General features: G+C 31.6%; 11 protein-coding genes. 10 read left to right on the forward strand and 1 reads right to left on the reverse strand.

Features of this window, described 5'->3' with window-relative positions:
• Positions 1-486 precede the first annotated feature (486 nt).
• The 6 genes from CLOBL_RS29035 (at position 487) to CLOBL_RS21385 (ending at position 10838) form a co-directional block, all read left to right on the forward strand.
• On the forward strand, positions 487-1956 hold the full coding sequence (locus CLOBL_RS29035; RefSeq protein WP_077860873.1) for a cadherin-like beta sandwich domain-containing protein: 1470 nt from the start codon (positions 487-489) through the stop codon (positions 1954-1956).
• Between the two features lie 280 nt (positions 1957-2236).
• Complete coding sequence (locus CLOBL_RS21365) at positions 2237-4462, forward strand: cadherin-like beta sandwich domain-containing protein (RefSeq protein WP_077860874.1); 2226 nt, start codon at positions 2237-2239, stop codon at positions 4460-4462.
• Positions 4463-4922: 460 nt separating this feature from the next.
• Positions 4923-6230 carry a methyl-accepting chemotaxis protein gene (locus tag CLOBL_RS21370; RefSeq protein WP_077860875.1) on the forward strand — a complete coding sequence of 436 codons (1308 nt, stop codon included), beginning with the start codon at positions 4923-4925 and terminating at the stop codon, positions 6228-6230.
• A gap of 271 nt (positions 6231-6501) precedes the next feature.
• A complete protein-coding gene (locus CLOBL_RS21375; RefSeq protein WP_077860876.1) occupies positions 6502-8550 on the forward strand; it encodes an N-acetylmuramoyl-L-alanine amidase family protein in 2049 nt (682 codons plus the stop codon).
• A gap of 341 nt (positions 8551-8891) precedes the next feature.
• The gene (locus CLOBL_RS21380; protein ID WP_077860877.1) at positions 8892-9968 is read left to right on the forward strand and encodes an InlB B-repeat-containing protein; all 1077 of its coding nucleotides are present in this window, start codon (positions 8892-8894) and stop codon (positions 9966-9968) included.
• 93 nt (positions 9969-10061) lie between these two features.
• A complete protein-coding gene (locus CLOBL_RS21385) occupies positions 10062-10838 on the forward strand; it encodes an InlB B-repeat-containing protein (RefSeq protein WP_077860878.1) in 777 nt (258 codons plus the stop codon).
• 234 nt (positions 10839-11072) lie between these two features.
• Here the strand turns inward: CLOBL_RS21385 and CLOBL_RS21390 are convergent, their stop codons facing one another.
• Complete coding sequence (locus tag CLOBL_RS21390; protein WP_077860879.1) at positions 11073-13160, reverse strand: N-acetylmuramoyl-L-alanine amidase family protein; 2088 nt, start codon at positions 13158-13160, stop codon at positions 11073-11075.
• 689 nt (positions 13161-13849) lie between these two features.
• Here CLOBL_RS21390 and CLOBL_RS21395 point away from each other — a divergent pair.
• From CLOBL_RS21395 to CLOBL_RS21410, 4 genes are all read left to right on the forward strand, one after another.
• Positions 13850-15445 (forward strand): peptide chain release factor 3, encoded by a 1596-nt coding sequence (locus CLOBL_RS21395; RefSeq protein ID WP_009172731.1) that lies wholly within the window; start codon positions 13850-13852, stop codon positions 15443-15445.
• 141 nt (positions 15446-15586) lie between these two features.
• On the forward strand, positions 15587-15901 hold the full coding sequence (locus CLOBL_RS21400) for a hypothetical protein (protein ID WP_077860880.1): 315 nt from the start codon (positions 15587-15589) through the stop codon (positions 15899-15901).
• 326 nt (positions 15902-16227) lie between these two features.
• Positions 16228-18462: an N-acetylmuramoyl-L-alanine amidase gene (locus CLOBL_RS21405; protein WP_077860881.1), complete on the forward strand. Its 2235-nt coding sequence runs from the start codon at positions 16228-16230 to the stop codon at positions 18460-18462.
• Between the two features lie 378 nt (positions 18463-18840).
• Entirely contained in the window at positions 18841-19239 is a 399-nt protein-coding gene (locus CLOBL_RS21410; protein ID WP_077860882.1) for a hypothetical protein, read from the forward strand.
• The last annotated feature ends 362 nt before the right edge of the window (positions 19240-19601 follow it).

Below are 19601 nucleotides of genomic sequence, written 5' to 3' on the forward strand. Positions count from 1 at the left end.
GTTAGCTAACACAACTGTTGATGGTTATGTATTAGGAGCTTCAGGAGCTTGGATTAAGTAGGAAACCAAAAGTGAGAGCCCAAATCTTGTATTTGGCTGCTCGAACTTTCTCTGTGAACATCTACGATTTGGTGTGAGGCATTTAAACAGACATCTAAAATCTATGATTTGATGATGGTCGCTTACTCTGTGAGCTCACATATCTATCACGCTAAGGATAAAGATCTACTTGAATTTCAAGTTGATATGAGAAAGCAAATATAAAAGATTCATACTATTGAATCTTAATAGGGAAAGGCTGTTACATATGGTGATTAAAAATCATTATGTAGCAGCTTTTCTTTATCTTAAGATTTTATTTGATAAAAATTAATATAAAATTAATATTTTGGAAGCTTCCATTAAGTTTACAGTAAAGCAATACATATGGTACCATTATTATTAAAGGATATTAAATCTAGACACCGGGTAAAAAGGAGACGATATATGGGAAAGAAATTTAAAAGTATAAGAACCATATTATTTTTTGCTGGTATTTTTTGTGGTATAGTATTAAATTATTCAAATATGCTGACGATAAAGGCTTATGCGAAAGAAGATGATGGAAATCCTCATTTAAGCAATATTTATCTAAGCGAAGGAGATAATATAAAGTTTTCAGAAGGTACTTATTCTTATATTGTTGATGTTGATAAAGACACTACTGAGGCATTTATTAAGGCAAAACCGGATGATCCTAATGATATCGTTAGGGTTAACGGAAATATAGTGGATAAAGAAAATTATTATAAGGAAGATTTGTCTTTAAGTCCAGGGAAAAATAAAGTTGAAATAGAAGTAGATGATGATAAGAGTGCAAATGAATCAAAATATACTGTTTATATATTCAGAGGGGGTAAGGAAGCTGTTTATTTAAAGGATATTGATATAGACGGTAATACAATTGGATTCAATGAGAGCAATACTCTTTACAATGTAGAATTAGACGATGATACGAATGTTGTTGACCTTGAGACAGTGCCAGAGGATGATTCTTACTCAGTTACTGTTAATGGAGTAGAGCTTGATGAGGAGACTAATTCAATTAAACTTAAATTTAAAGGTATAGCTAAATATACAATAAATATAGGGGTTAAGGATAAAGACACAGGCAGAGTGGGAAATTATATTTTAAATATATATCTTGGAATTCCTGTATCTCCTAATGTTTCTGACTCCATTAATTCAGTACTTAAGCCTAATCAATGGGTATTGGTAAATGGGAGATGGCGATATAATGATTCTTTAGGGAAACCATTAAAAGGTACTTGGTATTATGATAATAAGTATAATAAATATTTTCATTTTTCTAATATGGGGAATATGCAAACAGGATGGATACAAGATGGAGGCGTTTGGTACTATTTAGATTCGAAAGGTGAAATGCAAACAGGCTGGTTAAAATATGAAGACCAGTGGTATTACTTAAATTCTAAAGGAGCAATGCAAACAGGCTGGGCTTTTGATGATGGAAAGTGGTATTATTTTAGAAGAGATGGAACCATGATAAAAGGCTGGATAGTGAGTAATGATCAGTGGTATTATTTAAATTCCAGTGGAGATATGAGAACAGGCTGGATGTACTACGGGAAGAAGTGGTATTTCTTAGATGATTCCGGGGCTATGCATATAGGATGGCTACAGTTAGATGATGAATGGTATTATTTTAACATTGATGGAAGCATGAAATCTGGAGAATGGATATATTACAATGGAAAATGGTACTATTTTAATTTAGTTGGGAATATGAGACATGCTATTACTGGAGATCTGAATAGCGGATGGCTTGCTAAGGATAATAAATTTTATTATTTTAACGAGGATGGCTCAGCAAGGACAAGTTCAATAATAATTGACGGATACACATATTATTTCAATGAATATGGTGAATTTGATTATGGATATTTTAATAGTTAGATATAGCAAAAAGAGATAGAGGAACTATGAGAAATATAAAGTTTTTTATACGTTTTAATTATGAAAAAGAACCAATATTTTAAGGAAGATCTGTATATTATAATGTAGGTTAATATTAATAAATTTAAATAATGATTAAAGATTTTTTCTAAATATACGATTATAAATATATCGTATATTTAGAATTTTGTTCGGAAAAATTTTGTTTAATGTAATTTGGAGGAATATTTTGAGATAAATAATAATAAAACACAAGAAGCACAAGTAGGGGGACGTATGGATGAAAGCAAAAACAATTAACGTTAAAAGAATTATCTCTTATTTACTTATTTTTAGTGTATTTTTTACGACAATGCAGATCGGAAGTATAAAAAAGGTATTTGCAGATGATATTACCAGGGCACCAGGAATAACTTTACATATGGGAAATTCTACTGGAGAAGAAAAAAATATTGATAAAGATTCAGCAGGAAATTATGTGTGTCAGTATCTTCCATTAGGCCAGCCTTTTTACTTGGTTCCGCAGAATGGATATAGCATAACAGCTGTTACAAGTAGTAATTCTACTAATATGTCGGTGAATCGTAATGGTACTGGTTCTAGTACAATATGGTCAATATCTTCAATAAAAGATTATACTGACTTTACTCTTACAATAAGTGTTCAAGATAGCTCTGGAAATGCTCAAACGTATAAAGTAAAATTAAGTTTCGATGAGGATACACAGCTTCAATTTGACCATTTAGAGGTCGCTTATGATAATGATGATCCTATAGCAGTAGATTATGCTCAAACAAACAGTGATGGAAGCTACTATCTTGGACCTATAAATGCATCTTATAGCAAGGCTACAATTAAAATGTATGATTCTGATAATAATGTGATGACATGCAAGATTAATGGCCTAAGCAGCAATACAGTTAATTTATCTGGTGGAGATAATGTAATTACTATAACAAGAACATATCTTGGGATAAGTAAAGATTATACGTTAATAATAAATAAGAAAGGTGTACCTGGGTTAAAAGCTCTCGCTCCATCTACAGGAACGTTATCACCAGCTTTTACTTCAGATACATATGATTACGAACTTACAGTTGCTCCAACTGTAACCACTATAGCATTTACACCAACCTCTATAGATAGTGATTCAACTATTAAGGTTAATGGAAGTACAGTTACAAGCGGAAGCAAGAGTAAAAATATTTCTCTAGATTATGGAGATAATGATGTGGAAATTGTTGTGAAAACTACAGACGGTACTACAAGTACTTATACTGTTACTGTAACACGCGGAGCAAGTGATACAAGTCCGGCACAGCTTTCAGGGTTAAAATTATCAAAAGGAACACTTTCTCCAGCTTTTAATAAAGATATATATAATTATACTGCAGCCGTTGATAATAGTGTGACTTCAATAGCAGTGACACCAACAGCGGTTGATCCTACGGCGACAATTACTGTAAATGGAGTAACAGTACCAAGTGGTACAACCTCAGCAGATATAAGTTTAGATGTAGGTGGAAATAGTATAACTGTAAAAATTACAAAAGATGACGAAAGTAAAACTTATGTAATAAATGTAACAAGAGGTTATCCTAAAACAAATGCTAATTTGAGTAGCCTTACTGTATCAGATGGAACTATGTCACCGGCATTTGATCCAGACACTTATTTATATAGTGTTAAAGTGGATAGAAGTGTGGAAAAAGTTAAAATAAAGTTTACTGCACAAAATTCTACTTCAAAGATTAAAATAGGAGATCTTACATATGCAAGTGGAGACGAATCAGATTATATACCACTTAATATAGGAGCAAATCTTGTAAAAATATTAGTTACAGCTCCAGACGGAAGTACTACAACTACTTATTCATTGAGCATAATTAGAGGTGCTATAGAAGGAACTGATGTATGGGTGCTTGTTTCTGGAAATTGGACATTTTATGATGCTACAGGTACACAGGTTAAGAATCAATGGGTTAAATATGACAATCAATGGTATTTTTTAGATATAAATGGCTATATGCAAACAGGCTGGATACAGGAAAGCGGGCAATGGTACTATTTAAATGATGATGGTATTATGCAAACAGGCTGGACTTATGATAAAGGATACTGGTATTATCTTCAAGGTGATGGTATCATGAGAGCAAATGTATGGGCTACTTATGGTGGAAAGTGGTATTTCTTTAATCAATATGGCCAAATGCAAACAGGCTGGACATTATATTTAGGAAGATGGTATTACTTAGATGAACATGGGGTAATGCAAGTAGGCTGGGTAACTTATGATAAGAATAAGTATTATTTGAATGCTGATGGCAGCATGAAAACAGGCTGGCTATATAATGGAAAAGCATGGTACTATTTGAATGATTCAGGAATAATGGTAATGGGATGGCAGACAATAGATGGTAAAAAGTATTATTTTGATTCGAATGGTGCTATGAAAACAGGAATGATGTTCCTTGATGGACAATGGATAAATTTAAATAATATTTAGGTACATGGATTTGTTATTTATTTGATTGTACATTAATAAGATAGATAAAATGAAAGCGATGATTATAAAAATAAAATCATCGCTTTTATTTTTGTAATATATTGTTGTTTAGAAATATAGACGGAGAATGGAATTGGCAATTATGTATATAGCTGATTTATTATTTTATGATTGTGCTACATATGTAATATGTTGTTGCAATTAGTTGAATATAGAAAAAAAGAATGATATCATTAATAATAGAATTTAATATATTAGCAGGCGGATACGATAAATACATTTAACATAATTATATTCAATGTGTATTGCAATGATAATTCTACATTTTAAGAAGTTCTGTAAGGATTCCAACTGTAATTGCTTATAAATTATCTACAGAAGGCACTAATTGTAAATTATCAATTGTAACATATAGCAATTATATTTTTAATAATAACGTAAAAGTAATGGGGGAATTGAAATGAACGAAAAGAAAAAAAGTATGTCACTTAGGGCTAAACTTCAAACTTCATATTATTTAATGTGCTTTCTAGTATTTGTATCTGGAGCTTTGAATTTTAAGGAACTTAGTGATATAAAGAATGGAATAGCAAATGGTAGTACAGTAGCTAGAGATATTACCATAACAGTACTTGTATGTGTAATAAGTATGATAATTGCAATTTCAGCAGGATTTTATATGCATAAGAATATAGTTTCAAGATTAAATGAACTTAAGAATTTTGCTATACGATTAGCAGGTTATGATTTTTCAAAAGATGTTAAAGTAATAAGAATTGACGAAATTGGTTCAATTGGTACTGAGTTAAATACTGCTCAAAAAAACGTAAGGGAACTTATTTCTACTATTCTGAATGAGTCAAATAATATAAGTTCATTGAGTCAGGAATTATCCGCAAATGTAGAAGAAGTTTCAGCTAGACTTGATGAAGTTGATAACTCATCAAGAAACATAAATTCTACAATGACAACAACAAGTGCAACGGCTGAAGAAATTGCAGCATCTATTGAAGAAGTAAATTCAAGTATGGAGAATTTATCAAAGAAAGCAGAAGATGGAAGCCTAAATGCTGAAAAAATTAAGAGCAGAGCTGAAAAAATAAAAGGGGATAGTAAAATTGCTATCGATAATACTGCAGAAGTTAGAGAGCAAAAGGAAAAGAATATTATTAAAGCGATTGAAGATGCAAAAGTTGTTGAGGAAGTAAAAGTTATGGCAAATGCAATAGCTGAAATCGCAGAACAAACTAATTTATTAGCCTTAAATGCGGCTATTGAAGCTGCAAGAGCGGGTGAATCAGGAAAAGGATTTGCAGTTGTTGCAGAAGAAATAAGAAAACTGGCAGAGGAATCTTCACAGACAGTTATAACTATTCAAAATACTATATCTAAAATACAAGATTCAGTTAAAAACCTTTCTCAAAATAGTAATGATATACTTAACTTTATGTCAACTGAAGTTGATAAACAATTACAAGATTATGCTAAGGTTGGAGAGAGATACAGCAGTGATGGTGATTTTGTAAGTTTAATGTCAGAAGAATTAGTTTCAATGGCGCAAGAAGTTGAAGCAACAGTAGAACAAATAAATCAAGCACTTCAAAGTACAGCAGCAGATGTTCAACAATCTTCAGTAAACAGTGAAAAAATACAAACTGGAATAGAAGGAAGTTCTCAGGCTATGGCGCAGGTAGCGAATGCAGCCATGGAGCAGGCTCAGATAGCAGTTAATTTAACTGAGTTAGTTCAAAAATTCAAATTGAAGTAATTTTATATAAAAGGTAAATATAATTCAAGGTTTGTTTTTTTACATATAATGATAACTATGAAATCATAATAATATTAAGTGTCTTAAACTTATTGAAAGTTAGTTTAAGGCACCTTTTTCATTGTATAGGAAATTATAGAAGTTTTTAAGTCGAGAAAGTTCTGGAAATCAAGAATTAAAAAAGGTCTTAATTGACACTAATGGATAAAAAATATTTGAACTGATCAGTATAAATGCTATAATGTTATTAGATGTTGTGGAGGCGATTTATATGATAAAAAAAATTACTAGGATAATGTCATTGATACTTGTTGCAGTAAGTATAAGTACTATATTTCCTATTGGAACAACTAGCATAATAGCAAAAGCAGCAGATACCTCTGACATAAGTTCAAACAGCTCAGAAGAAGCAGTAAACACTGTAATTGAAGCGATGATACCTACAAAATTAAATGCAATATATAGTAATGTTGGTACAAGCACCACAGTTTCTCAATTTAAAGAATGTGGAAGCCTTTCCTATACTTTAAATGCTGTCGCCGCAGCCACAATTGCAAAAAATTTGATTAATAATATGTCAAGTATTGTTACTGGAGTAACAGCAGTTAAAACTGCAGGAACTAATCTAATTGCATATGGAAAAGCTATTGGATCAGATGCAATAACACAAAAGGGAACGGCTTTGTATGATGGAGCAACTACGGTGCTAAATGAACTAAATTCTATGTCGGGTTTGTCAGAAGATGAATTTGTAGCAGAAATTCAGTCAGAAGCTAAAGATATACCTGTATATGAGTACACTGTGGTTAGTGGAAGTGGTGTAGCAGCGCAAGGATTTGCAATTGGGGGAATATTAGGACTAGCAGCAAATCCAGCAGATACTTATAACGGAATCGAAAAGGATGCTGAGTATAGTAGTGGGAGCAGCGCTCTGGTTCCATCTTTGCCATTAACAGGCAGCTCAGCTTATAATAAAACAATTGATTTAGATGCTTCTGGGACAAGTGTCATTTGCGATGGTCTTAATATAAATTTGGTGAATTCTTCAAATAATAAAGTATATGCTATAAACAATCCTGTATATAATATGATATTAGTTAACAGTGGAGCTAAAACTTTAACAACCAAAGATGTATTAAATGTGGTTGATTTTTCAGGAGTTACTAACTTAAAAGGAGGAAAATCTGATATAGATTTAAGTTCTGAAGGCATAAGTACGAATTTATTAAGTTTATCATTAACTAATAGTGATTCTAAAAGTAAAGTATATGAGTATGCACTTCCAGTTGAAGATTATGAAAAAAATCAACTAGATAGCGTTATTGATGGCTTGAATTTAAGTAGTGTTGGAGACACCATAAAAGGAATGATAAAAACTGGAACTTATACGCTGATTCCAAATGTAGATTCTGAAATTGATAACAGCCAAATAGGTAATGCTGTTAATGATGTGACGAATAGTCTTGATGATTTAAGTGATGCATTAGATGATTTTACAGATGCACTTAAAGATAAGGATGATGATGTAGATGATGCTTGGGATAAAGTATTTGACAGGTTTGATAATGAACCTGGCTGGGGAAAACATGATGGATACATATATTATTATGATAAAGATGGTGTAAGCCTAAAGGGAGTACAAAAGATTAAGGGAAAGACATATTATTTTAACAGAATAGATGGGGCTATGGAGACAGGCTGGCAGATAGTTGATGGTAAGAGATGCTATTTCGATAAGAAGAAAGGCTACGAAATATATAGTCAGTGGGTGCAAGATGGTGATGATAGATATTTTGTTGGTGAGGATGGAGCGGCTGAAAAGATGCAGTGGGTTAATGATGGCGGAAAGAGTTATTATTTAAAAGCTGATGGAAAGATGACAAAAGGCTGGCTTAAAATTGATGATTACTGGTACTATTTCAATGAAAACGGAATTATGGAAACCTCTGCTTGGAAATGGTCAGATGGCAAATGGTATTACTTAAAAGATAATGGACAAGCTGCGGTTGGCTGGTTACAATTAGATAATGAATATTATTATTTTAGTGATCCATCAGGAGAAATGCAAACAGGCTGGTTTAGAGCTGATGGAAATTGGTATTGTTCAAATGACGATGGTTCAATGAAAACAGGCTGGGCAGATTCAAAGGATGGCTGGTGTTATCTGGATGATACTACGGGGGTAATGAAGAAAAATGAATGGGTTACAATTGACGGTAAAACTTATTACTTCAATATCAATGGGAACATGGTAACAGGTTCAAGATATATTGACGGAACAAAATATGTTTTTAATTCAGATGGAACCTTAGGCGCATGAAAAATAGGCTGGTAGATGGACTTGTTATTTTTTTTGATTGTGCCTTAAGTGAATAGAATCACTAAATTAATACCAGCTAAATTATAGTTGTTAGATAGGCTGATTTAACTATAATTTAGCTGGTATTATTATGCATTATAAAATTAAAATATATATTTAGGATTATTCAAGCATCTATATTATGTTTGTTATAAAATGATTTTATAACTATATAGTTATAGGAAAATATATCGATAATTAAGAAAGTATGTATAAAATTAGATAATGAAACAACAAAAATATATCGTTTTTAATAGAAAAAATTGTTTTAAATAAAAGTATGAAAATGGGAGGGATTTTCAATGAAACGGAAATTTATAACTAAAATAATTTCGGTAACTATGATTTCCGCAATACTATATACATTAGTACCTGTCAAAGCCTCAGCTGAATGGAGAAATGATTATCAAGGAAACTGGTATTATATGCAGGATAATGAGAAACTAACAGGGTGGAAAAAAATCGATGGGAAATTATATTATTTTAATGATAATGGAAAAATGCTAACTGGATGGATACAAGCAGGAAGCACTTGGTATTTTCTGCAAGATAATGGCGCACTAAAAACAGGATGGATTAATTATAATAATAACTGGTATTTTGCAGATGCTAGTGGTGAAATTCAAACAGGAGTTATTAATATAGCAGGAAAGATTTACGTTCTTGATAGCAATGGAATGATGAAAACCAGCAATGCCGTTATCAATGGACAATTTTATACTATAGATTCAGACGGAGAAGTTGCTGGTTTTTCGGTACCAACGCCAGAGAGGGAATATGATATTAATGGAAATTGCTTAAATGTAATACAGAATACTGGAAATAATACACCTACTTCACCTATTCAATCAAAATACGATAATCTTATAGAAGATCAAAGTGATTCTAATGAAGAGGATGATAGTTATTTAATAAAATATACAGTTACACTTAGAGACAGTGATGGAACTGTACTTGAGACTAAGACTGTCAGGAAGGGAAAAAGTGTAAGCTTGTATGATCCATCCAAAACTGGCTACTATTTTGTGAATTGGAATGTCAGAAGTGATGGGACTGGAAAGACTTATTCTGCTGATGATGATATAAAGATTATTAAAGATTTGACTTTATATGCTCAATGGAAATTGTATGTAACGAGTATTAATATAAGCGGCAATGCCAGTGTCGCTGTAAATGGTACTACTAAAATGACAGCAACAGTATCTCCAAGTAATGCAGGCGATACATCAGTAACTTGGTCTGTAACTTCTGGAACAGGCAGTGCGACAATCAATAGTGATGGAGTATTAACTGGAGGAACTGCTGGAACAGTAAATGTAACAGCAACTGCTAATGATGGATCAGGAGTAAGTAAAACAAAGCAAGTAACAGTGAAGTAAATTCATATAATCTAAAAAACAATATAAGACTAAAGAAAAAATAATAAATTTATAATAATTGTTTTATTTAATAATTCTATAGGAGGAGCTAAATTGAAGAATACTTATTTAAAAAAACTGATTGCAGGCAACGTAGTGCTTCTTTCACTAATTGCATTAACACCTATAAAGGCTTCAGCCGAGTGGATTGAGAATTATAATGGTGCTTGGAGTTATACAGAAGGATATGGTTATGCTACAGGATGGAGACAAATAGATGGTATATGGTATTTTTTTGATGGACTCGGTCAAATGAGAACAGGCTGGATTCAAGATAATGGTCAGTGGTATTATGCAGATTTAAGTGGAGCAATGCAGACAGGAGCTATTCAAATAGAAGGAAAAATTCATTTCTTCACAGCTAGTGGAGCAATGCAAAAAGGTCAATGCGTATTAAATGGGCAGCTTTACAATTTTGATGATAAGGGAGTGCTTATAGGAAGTAATGTATTAACTCCAACTAAAGCCTTTGATTATAATGGAAACAGCACTATTCCATATGTACCAAGCCAGATTATTAATGAAAATGCTTCAATGTCAGATGAAATACCATCAGATGGTAAAACACACGTAGCACAGTATAAAGTTAAATTTAAAGATCCTGATGCAAATGACTCAGATGATGAATTATTAAGGTCAAAAACTGTTGATGATGGAACAGTAATATCTTTATATAAACCTACAAAGAGTGGATACACTTTTGTTGAATGGAATACTAAATCAGATGGTGATGGAACAAGTTACGATTATTCAGATACGATAAAAGTAACTAAGGACATTACTTTATATGCTCAATGGGAAGAAGATACAACTTCTAGTATAAGTAATTAATTTAATATAAAGATACTATTATGTGATATTTTGCAAAGTAGTATCTTTTTTTGCATATTAAGTTGTAAATGAAATTTGTTATTAACTTGATAGTAGGAATTAACTATTAAGTAAAAAGAGAGTTTAAAGTAACTTAGTTTTACTTTAAACTCTCGTATATAATAAATTTAGGAATTGTTTAAAAAAGCTTGTACAAATTATAAATACTATTATTTAATGCTTTTTAAGCAAAGCTTATATTAGAGCACCACTTGAAGATAATCTGTATCCATCAATTGTTGTATTAGCAGCCATAGCTCCAGAAGTATATAAGTAATACCAAGAACCATTATCATATATCCATCCGGTAGCCATAGCTCCAGAAGATTTCAAGTAATACCAAGTACCGCTATCATTTATCCATCCAGTAGCCATAGCTCCAGATGGGTTTAAATAATACCAAGTGCCATTGTCATTTATCCATCCAGTTTTCATAGCACCTCTAGTACCATCAGAAATTGGATTAAAATAATACCACGCTCCATTTATATATTGCCAGCCAACTACCATAGTTCCATTCGTATCGAAGAAATACCAAGCTCCACCAATGTTAGCCCAGTTGTTTACAACTTTTATTCCAGCTGCATTATATAAATTCCAGCTTCCATCAGCTAATTGATCCCAGCCAACTTTAGCAGGTGTAGAAGGTGTAGCAGGTGCTGTTTCCCCTTCATGAACACTTGTGTAAATATCGCCGCTATTTTCCCAAACGACTAAGTTATTTTCATCATAAACACTTATTGCATCTAATGAAGAATCACAAGTATAAACCTTAGTCATATCTCCACCAGCTTTATATTCGTAGATCTTTCCATCTGCAACTACCCATACATTTCCATCTACATCAATATCATAAGCTTTATAAGCATCATTATTTGAATCTGTATCAATATCTACACTGTCATCAGAGTCTTTTTCAACAAGATATGCATCTACCTTGGTGCTTTTATCAAATCCTACTGCAGAAGCTGAAGTAGTGGTTGCATCAGCAGTTTTGTATCCAGGTAATATTTTATCAAATTTTAATTTATCTTTTTTGAATTTTAAAGTTACTGCATCTATCTCATCATCAGTTGCTTTAATAGCAACCAAGTTACCATTGTTTGTAGTAAATAGTGGTTTAGCTATTCCATTATCATCTACTCTTCCGAAGACATCTTTTTGTTTTACAGATACTAAGTTTGATACAGTGTTAGCATCATTTATAGCAGCTAGAATTGCATCATATGCATCTGAAGCATCTCCGCAGTCATATTCATCATTACTATTACCAACTTCGTAAGATTCTACAGTTTTTGGAAGATAAGCATCATCTTTTTGCTCTCCTTGTGCTTTAGAGATTTTTTGGATGTAGGTACGTACAGTTGTTGTTGCTTGGTTTCCAGAAGCTCCATCAACATAAACTGAAGCTGTAGTAGTAGTTGCACCAGTAGGCACAGCATTTGTTGCAGTATCAGTTATAGCTACTGTAACTAAAGCATAAATATAATCCTTATCTTGAGTTAAAGCAACTGGCTGTTGAATCAATGTAGCTAATAGACCGCTGTCACTGTCTTTATCATCATAGTTGTTACTATAATCTTCAATTTTAACCATTTTTCCTTGCTTTGTACTATAAGCATATATATTAGCTGTTGAAGAAGCATCAATATATTTGCCAGAAGCATCAGTAAATCCATATAAGTGTCCATTTTTTACACCACTTGTATTAGTATACTGAGCTAAGTATTTTTGGGAATCTGATGTATTTGTTGTGACATCATAAGCATACCAGCTATCACCAAACTTAGATCCTGGTATAGTCACTAATTGGCTATCATCAATAGAATCACCATTATTAAATGTATTTGTTGCATCTAGACTTAAATTATCACCATATCTATCAGTTTTCTTTAATTTAGTTTGTAATTTTGTTGCAGCAGTATCTGCATCATCTAATGGAGTGTCATCATCAGTTACAGATCCATTAGTCAAATCAATTAAATATTGATCTGAGCCATCATTAGTAAATGCGTATTTATCTTCGTATGTTGTATTAAGATCAGCATCGTCTACATCATCTAATTCTTTGTCTTTACTTCCATCATTGTAGTAAATGGAATCATCATCATCATCACTCTTGTAGCCTTGATATACGTATTTACCATCTTTATATGCTATTGCATTTGTGATGGTACCATCTTTAGTATCTAATCTAGAAGTATCTGCCATAGCAGGTACTAATGTCATAATTGAACTGGCTGCAACCAATAAGGCTGTAAGTTTAAAACTTCTTTTAATCATAGTAGTCCTCCCTTTTCACATAAAATATAAAATTATAATAGTAATTAGATTAAAATATTTTTTAATTTAATTACTATGATACGCAATAAAATAAATTTGATTTAGGGCCCTTTCCTCAAAAAGAATTGCTAATAGGATAATTAAGGATAAATATCTTTAATTACCCATCATAATATTATACACTTTCAAAAAGGGTATTTGGTACCTTTTTTGAAAATATTTTTATAAATTTTATAAATAGATTGAGAAAATCCAATTTAATGCTTTTAATTATAAAAGTAATTGCTACCTAAAATCGATTTTTTTTCTAAGCTGACAAGAGAAGAGAGATGAAGTATACATAACTTATTGGTTATGATATAATAGCTTAGTTAATATAACGTATGAAATATTGCGAATAATAGTAGAATGATTAAATAATATACAATACTAATATCACTAAATGAATTTTATTAATGATACATTGAATAGGAGGAATTATTCCAATGTAGCTGAGATTTTTATAAATACTTTAATAATAAATTTATCAATACTAGTTCAAGTAACAGTCGGCAAATTATAAGTAATAATTAAGGAGAAAAGTTCATAGAACTTCACAAAAAAATTAAAGAAATCACAAAGCGATTTCATCCTTGATTGTAAACTGTAAATTGTGAACTGTAAATTGATTAAATTAGGAGGATTTAGATTTGGCTGATTATATAAAAGAAATTGAAAAAAGAAGAACTTTTGCGATAATATCTCACCCTGATGCAGGTAAAACTACGCTTACAGAAAAATTCTTATTATATGGAGGAGCTATTAGGCTTGCAGGTTCTGTTAAGGCAAGAAAGGCCTCAAAACATGCGGTTTCAGACTGGATGGAGATTGAAAAGCAGAGAGGTATTTCAGTAACTTCTTCAGTTATGCAGTTTAATTACAACAATCACTGCATTAATATATTAGATACTCCTGGGCATCAAGACTTCTCAGAAGATACTTATAGAACACTTATGGCTGCAGATTCAGCAGTTATGGTAGTGGATGCAGCTAAGGGTATAGAAGATCAAACAAGAAAATTATTCCATGTTGCAGCTTTAAGGGAAATGCCAATATTTACATTTATAAATAAGATGGATAGAGAAGCTAAAGATCCATTTCAATTGTTAGATGATATTGAAAATGAACTTGGAATTAAAACTTACCCTATGAATTGGCCAATTGGTTCAGGTAAAGAATTCAAAGGGGTATATGAAAGAGATAATAACAGAATTATAGCTTTTAATGGTGGAAATCATGGTCAAAACGAAGTTGAAACAATAGAAGGTTCACCAGATGACCCTAAGTTTAGAGATATTTTAGGTGATGCCCTTCATGATAAGTTAATGGAAGATATTGAACTTCTAGATATTGCTGGTGATGAGCTAGATCTAGATGCTGTACGTGGTGGAGAATTAACTCCAGTATTTTTTGGATCGGCATTAACTAACTTTGGTGTAGAGCCATTCTTAGAACATTTCTTGGAAATGACTACATCACCACTTGCTAGAAAATCAGACGCAGGAACTATTGATCCATTTGAAGATAAGTTCTCTGCTTTTGTATTTAAGATTCAAGCGAATATGAATAAGGCACATAGAGACAGAATTGCTTTTATGAGAATTTGTTCAGGTAAGTTTAATAAAGGTGAAGATGTATATCATATGCAGGGTGGAAAGAAGATAAAGCTAGCCCAGCCACAACAATTTATGGCTCAAGATAGAGAAATTGTTGAAGAGGCTTATGCAGGAGATATAATTGGTGTATTTGATCCAGGTATATTTTCAATTGGAGATACTTTATGTATGCCATCAAAGAAATTTAAATTCGAAGGTATTCCAACTTTTGCTCCAGAATATTTTGCAAGAGTTAGGCCAGTGGATACTATGAAGAGAAAACAATTTATAAAAGGTGTTTCTCAAATTGCTCAAGAAGGAGCAATTCAAGTATTTAAAGAAATCCATATTGGAATGGAAGAAATTATAGTTGGAGTCGTTGGTGTACTCCAATTTGAAGTGTTAGAATATAGATTAAATAGTGAATATAATGTTGATGTGAAGATGGATAGATTAGACTACAGATTTGTAAGATGGATAGAAAATAAGGATGTTGATATGGATACCTTAAATTTAACTTCTGATACTAAGAAAGTTAAAGATTTTAAGGATAGAAATCTTCTTATATTCCAAAATGACTGGGGCATCAACTGGGCTTTAGAACATAATAAAGGATTAATTTTATCAGCAGTAGGGAAGAGCGAAGACTAATTCTAGTTAAGAGTTATAACTTTTAACTGATTTTAGTGTTTGTAGTCATTTTTTGTAATATATATTTTTTTATGGTAGCAAAAAGTATTAATAATCATATTATTATAATATATAATACTTTCGTACATGGAGAGAAAGAAAATGAGTAACTGTGACTGTTGTGATTCAGATTTCAATACTTTGGGTGATAACGCGTCTAATCCATTAAATGATTTAACGCTGTCTACAATGGTTGTAGGGAATCAGGGAGCAGTATTTTGCAGATTAGTAATGATATTACTATTTCTATATGCATTTACTAATCAAAACTTTATTTGTTATTTAATAAGTATGAATGACAAATTAATGTGTAATCAAATGTGCCTTACAGACAAAATGGTTGATAATATGATGGATAATCTTAATAATTGCAGGAATGACCTTGAAAACTGTAGGAAAGGACGCCATAATCACTAAAAGAGAGCATGAAACAGGCTCTCTTTTTATTTTGCATATAAATACTTTAAAGTTAAACTTATGTGGTGGCTTAGTGAAATCGTATATATTTTTATTCCGCAGGACTTATGAAATTTTCGATGGAAAGTTCTAATATGGAGGCTCCATATTAATGGTATATATCATTTTAGTAGAATTATAAATAAAAAAGTCATGTGGGTACGAATAATTGGAAAAGTGAAAGTTAAATGTAAAATTATTATAAATAAAGTGCATATTTAAAAAAATTAGCTTTAATGCCATGGCGTTTTTTGTTAATATTTAATATAAGGAGGTGTCAGACTATTTTGAATATTAAAAAGAAATTTACTACCTTTGTTTTGGCTTTTGCAATGGTATTAAGTTTTATTCCGACATTAGGTGTACAAGCAGCAACTACTGATTTTAAAATAATTTCAGATACTAAAGTCACTGTAAAGCAGGCTGAAAAGTGGGCAAAATCAAAAGGGGCAACGGAAACGTTTGTAGGTTTGGCAGATTTATACTTTGAATATTCTAAAGACCATGGGAAAGTTAATCCAGCAATTGCATATGTTCAAGCTGCAAAAGAAACTGGGTTTGGAAAATTTGGAGGGGTTTTAGATGAAAGTTACCATAACCCATGTGGGCTTAAAACTGCTGCTGGTGGAAGTGATACTGATCCTAATGCTCATGAGAAATTTGATAATTGGGATGAAGGTGTACAAGCACATTTGGATCATTTAGCTTTATATGCGGGGGCTAAAGGATATCCAAAGGATGATAGTTATGATCAAAGACAATTTACAACTATTAAGGGGACAGCAGCTACAATAAGTTCTTTAGGTGCTAAATGGGCTCCAAGCACTACATATGGTGACGAATTAATTGAACTATATGAAGATTTATTAGATTATGCCGGAGTAGATTATCCAAAAGATGATGGTAGTTCTGATAGCAGTAACTCGGGTAGTACATCAAATTCAGTCCCAAACCCGGGGACACCTGAAAGCAAACCAAGTGGGCTAAATGTATCAGAGGTTGTCGCAGAAAATAAGCCTCAGAGCGGAAATACAATTAGTGGAGGCAAAACGAACATAACATCAACTATTGGATGGAAGAATGAAAATGGAGCTTGGTATTATTATAAATCAGATAATACAAAAGCAATTGGGTGGATTAATCCAGATGGCAATTGGTATTATCTAAAAGACGATGGGAAAATGGCAGCTGGATGGGTTTATGATAATGACAGCTGGTATTATTTAGACAAGTCAGGTGCTATGGCGAAAGGCTGGAAGCAATTAGACAATGATTGGTACTTTTTAACTGATTCAGGGGCTATGGGTACTGGAATTCAATATGATGGTTCAAATCTTTATTATTTGAAAAGTTCAGGAGTTATGGCAACTAATACTGGATGGGCCAAGTTGAATGATAAGTGGTATTACTTTGAGAATGGTGGAAAAATAAAGACTGGTTGGTTCAAAGAAAATAATGCTTTGTATTTCCTTCAAGGTGATGGAAGTATGGTAACTGGTCTAAAGAAGATAGACAATAAAAACTATATGTTTAATGACGGTGGTTTAATGCTAACTGGCTGGAAACAAATAAATAATTACTGGTATTACTTTAATAGTGATGGAAGTATGGCAACGGATTGGATTACAGATGGTGGAAACTATTATTATTTATATGATAATGGAGCAATGGCAAAAGGCTGGATCAATATCAAAGGAACTTGGTATTATTTAAAAGACAGCGGGGCAATGGTAACAGGCTGGGTTTCATCTAATGGAGATTACTATTACTTAGATGCAGCATCAGGAAAATTGATTACTAATACTACAATTGACGGATATAAAATTGGAGCTGATGGTAAAAGAAAGAATCTATCAAGTCAAACTGATGAAGATAATTCAAAACCTGGCTCAACATCAGGAAATAGTAATTCGGCAAAAGGTAAGACAATTGTAATAGATCCAGGTCATGATTATGGTAATGATTATGGGGCTGAAAGCACTATTGATGGAGTAACCTACAGTGAAACAGTTTTAAACATGCAAGTTGCAGATAAGTTAAAAACAGAGCTTAAAAATAGAGGATATAATGTAATAATGACAAGAAATTTGGGTGAGACGCCTTCCTATGGTTCGTTAATGGATAGTCTTAACCATAGAGTTAATATAGCGAATGGTTCAAATGCAGATTTCTTTATAAGCATACATCATAATTCAGCTGATGATACAGCGCAAGGAGTATTATCACTTTATAGTTCTGAGAATCAAGATGCTAGTTTTGGTGGTAAATTAGATAATGTTAGAATAGAAAAAAGTAAACAAATGGCTACCCTCATAAATAACAACATTGCAAACAAACTTAATTTAAATAACAGAGGAGGCCAAGAACAAAACTTATTTGTATGCAGAAATACCAACATGCCAGCTGTATTAGTTGAAGTTGGATTTATAACAAATAAAGAAGAAGCGATAAGATGTGCAGATCCAGTGAGACAGCAAAAGGTAGCTCAAGCAATAGCAGAAGTTATCGCAGCTAATATTTAATTACAGATATCCAGAACATTTAAACTGGACTTAAAGGTGTTTCAATAAAAAAGAGATACATGTTTATTATGTAGGACTATGAAAATTTCACATAAAAAGTATTAGATGGAGAGTTGTATCAAATTTGTATGATCCTAATTTCATTAGGAGAGCAAAAGTTGAATAACTCTCCATTAACTACTTTCAAGAAGTTAGTTCAAAATTTCTATTAAACAAAATTTCTATAATTTTTTTTATTTGATATACACTCAAGTATAGCAAAAGTAGAATATATTTATTGTTATAAGCTCAATATTAATATATATTGATTAAAGTAGCTTAACGCATTATAGTAATAGTTGATAATTAAAATTATAACCAAAAGAACGAGGTGGAATTATGGAATGGTTCAAAAAAATGATGTATGGAAGGTATGGTGGAGATCAGCTGTCAAGGGCTCTCCTTGTATTATCTTTTATACTGTTAATTTTAACAAACTTTTTGCCGAGGAATTTATCGATTTTAGCAATAATAGCATATATTCCAGCAGTTATTTGTCTATTAAGAATTTTTTCGAAAAATATATATAAACGTCAACAAGAAAACTATAAATATATAATAATAAAAAATCGTGCATTGGATTGGGTAAAACATAAACTAAATAAAATAAAAGATATGAAAACACATAAGTATTTTGTATGTAAGAATTGCAAACAAAAATTACGGGTACCAAGAGGGCAAGGAAAAATATCCATTACATGTCCTAGGTGTAAAAATACGTTTAAAGCAAAATCATAGGATAAAATATTCATTTTAAAAAGTAAAAAAATATAGAGTATTACCTGAGAAATCCTTCTCTAAGTATGTATTTAAATTATATTTAGATGAGGATTTTTTATATTAAGTGCAAAATAAACTAAAGAAGAAATAGTTAATTGATAATTTTAATGGAAAATAGAATGATAAATTCATTTAATGTATCTAAGATCCTAAAGTTAAAAATAAATGGTTCGATATTTAAAATGTAGTATAGATAAGTTATTATCGAATGTATATTATTATAGCATTTTAATTTATTATAATAATCAAGAAGAATATGTATTAAAAAATAATAAATTAATATGATAAGATAAATCAAAATAATGAAGTCAACGTTTAGA

The sequence above is a fragment of the Clostridium sp. BL-8 genome (assembly GCF_002006495.1).
Classification (GTDB): Bacteria; Bacillota; Clostridia; order Clostridiales; family Clostridiaceae; genus Clostridium.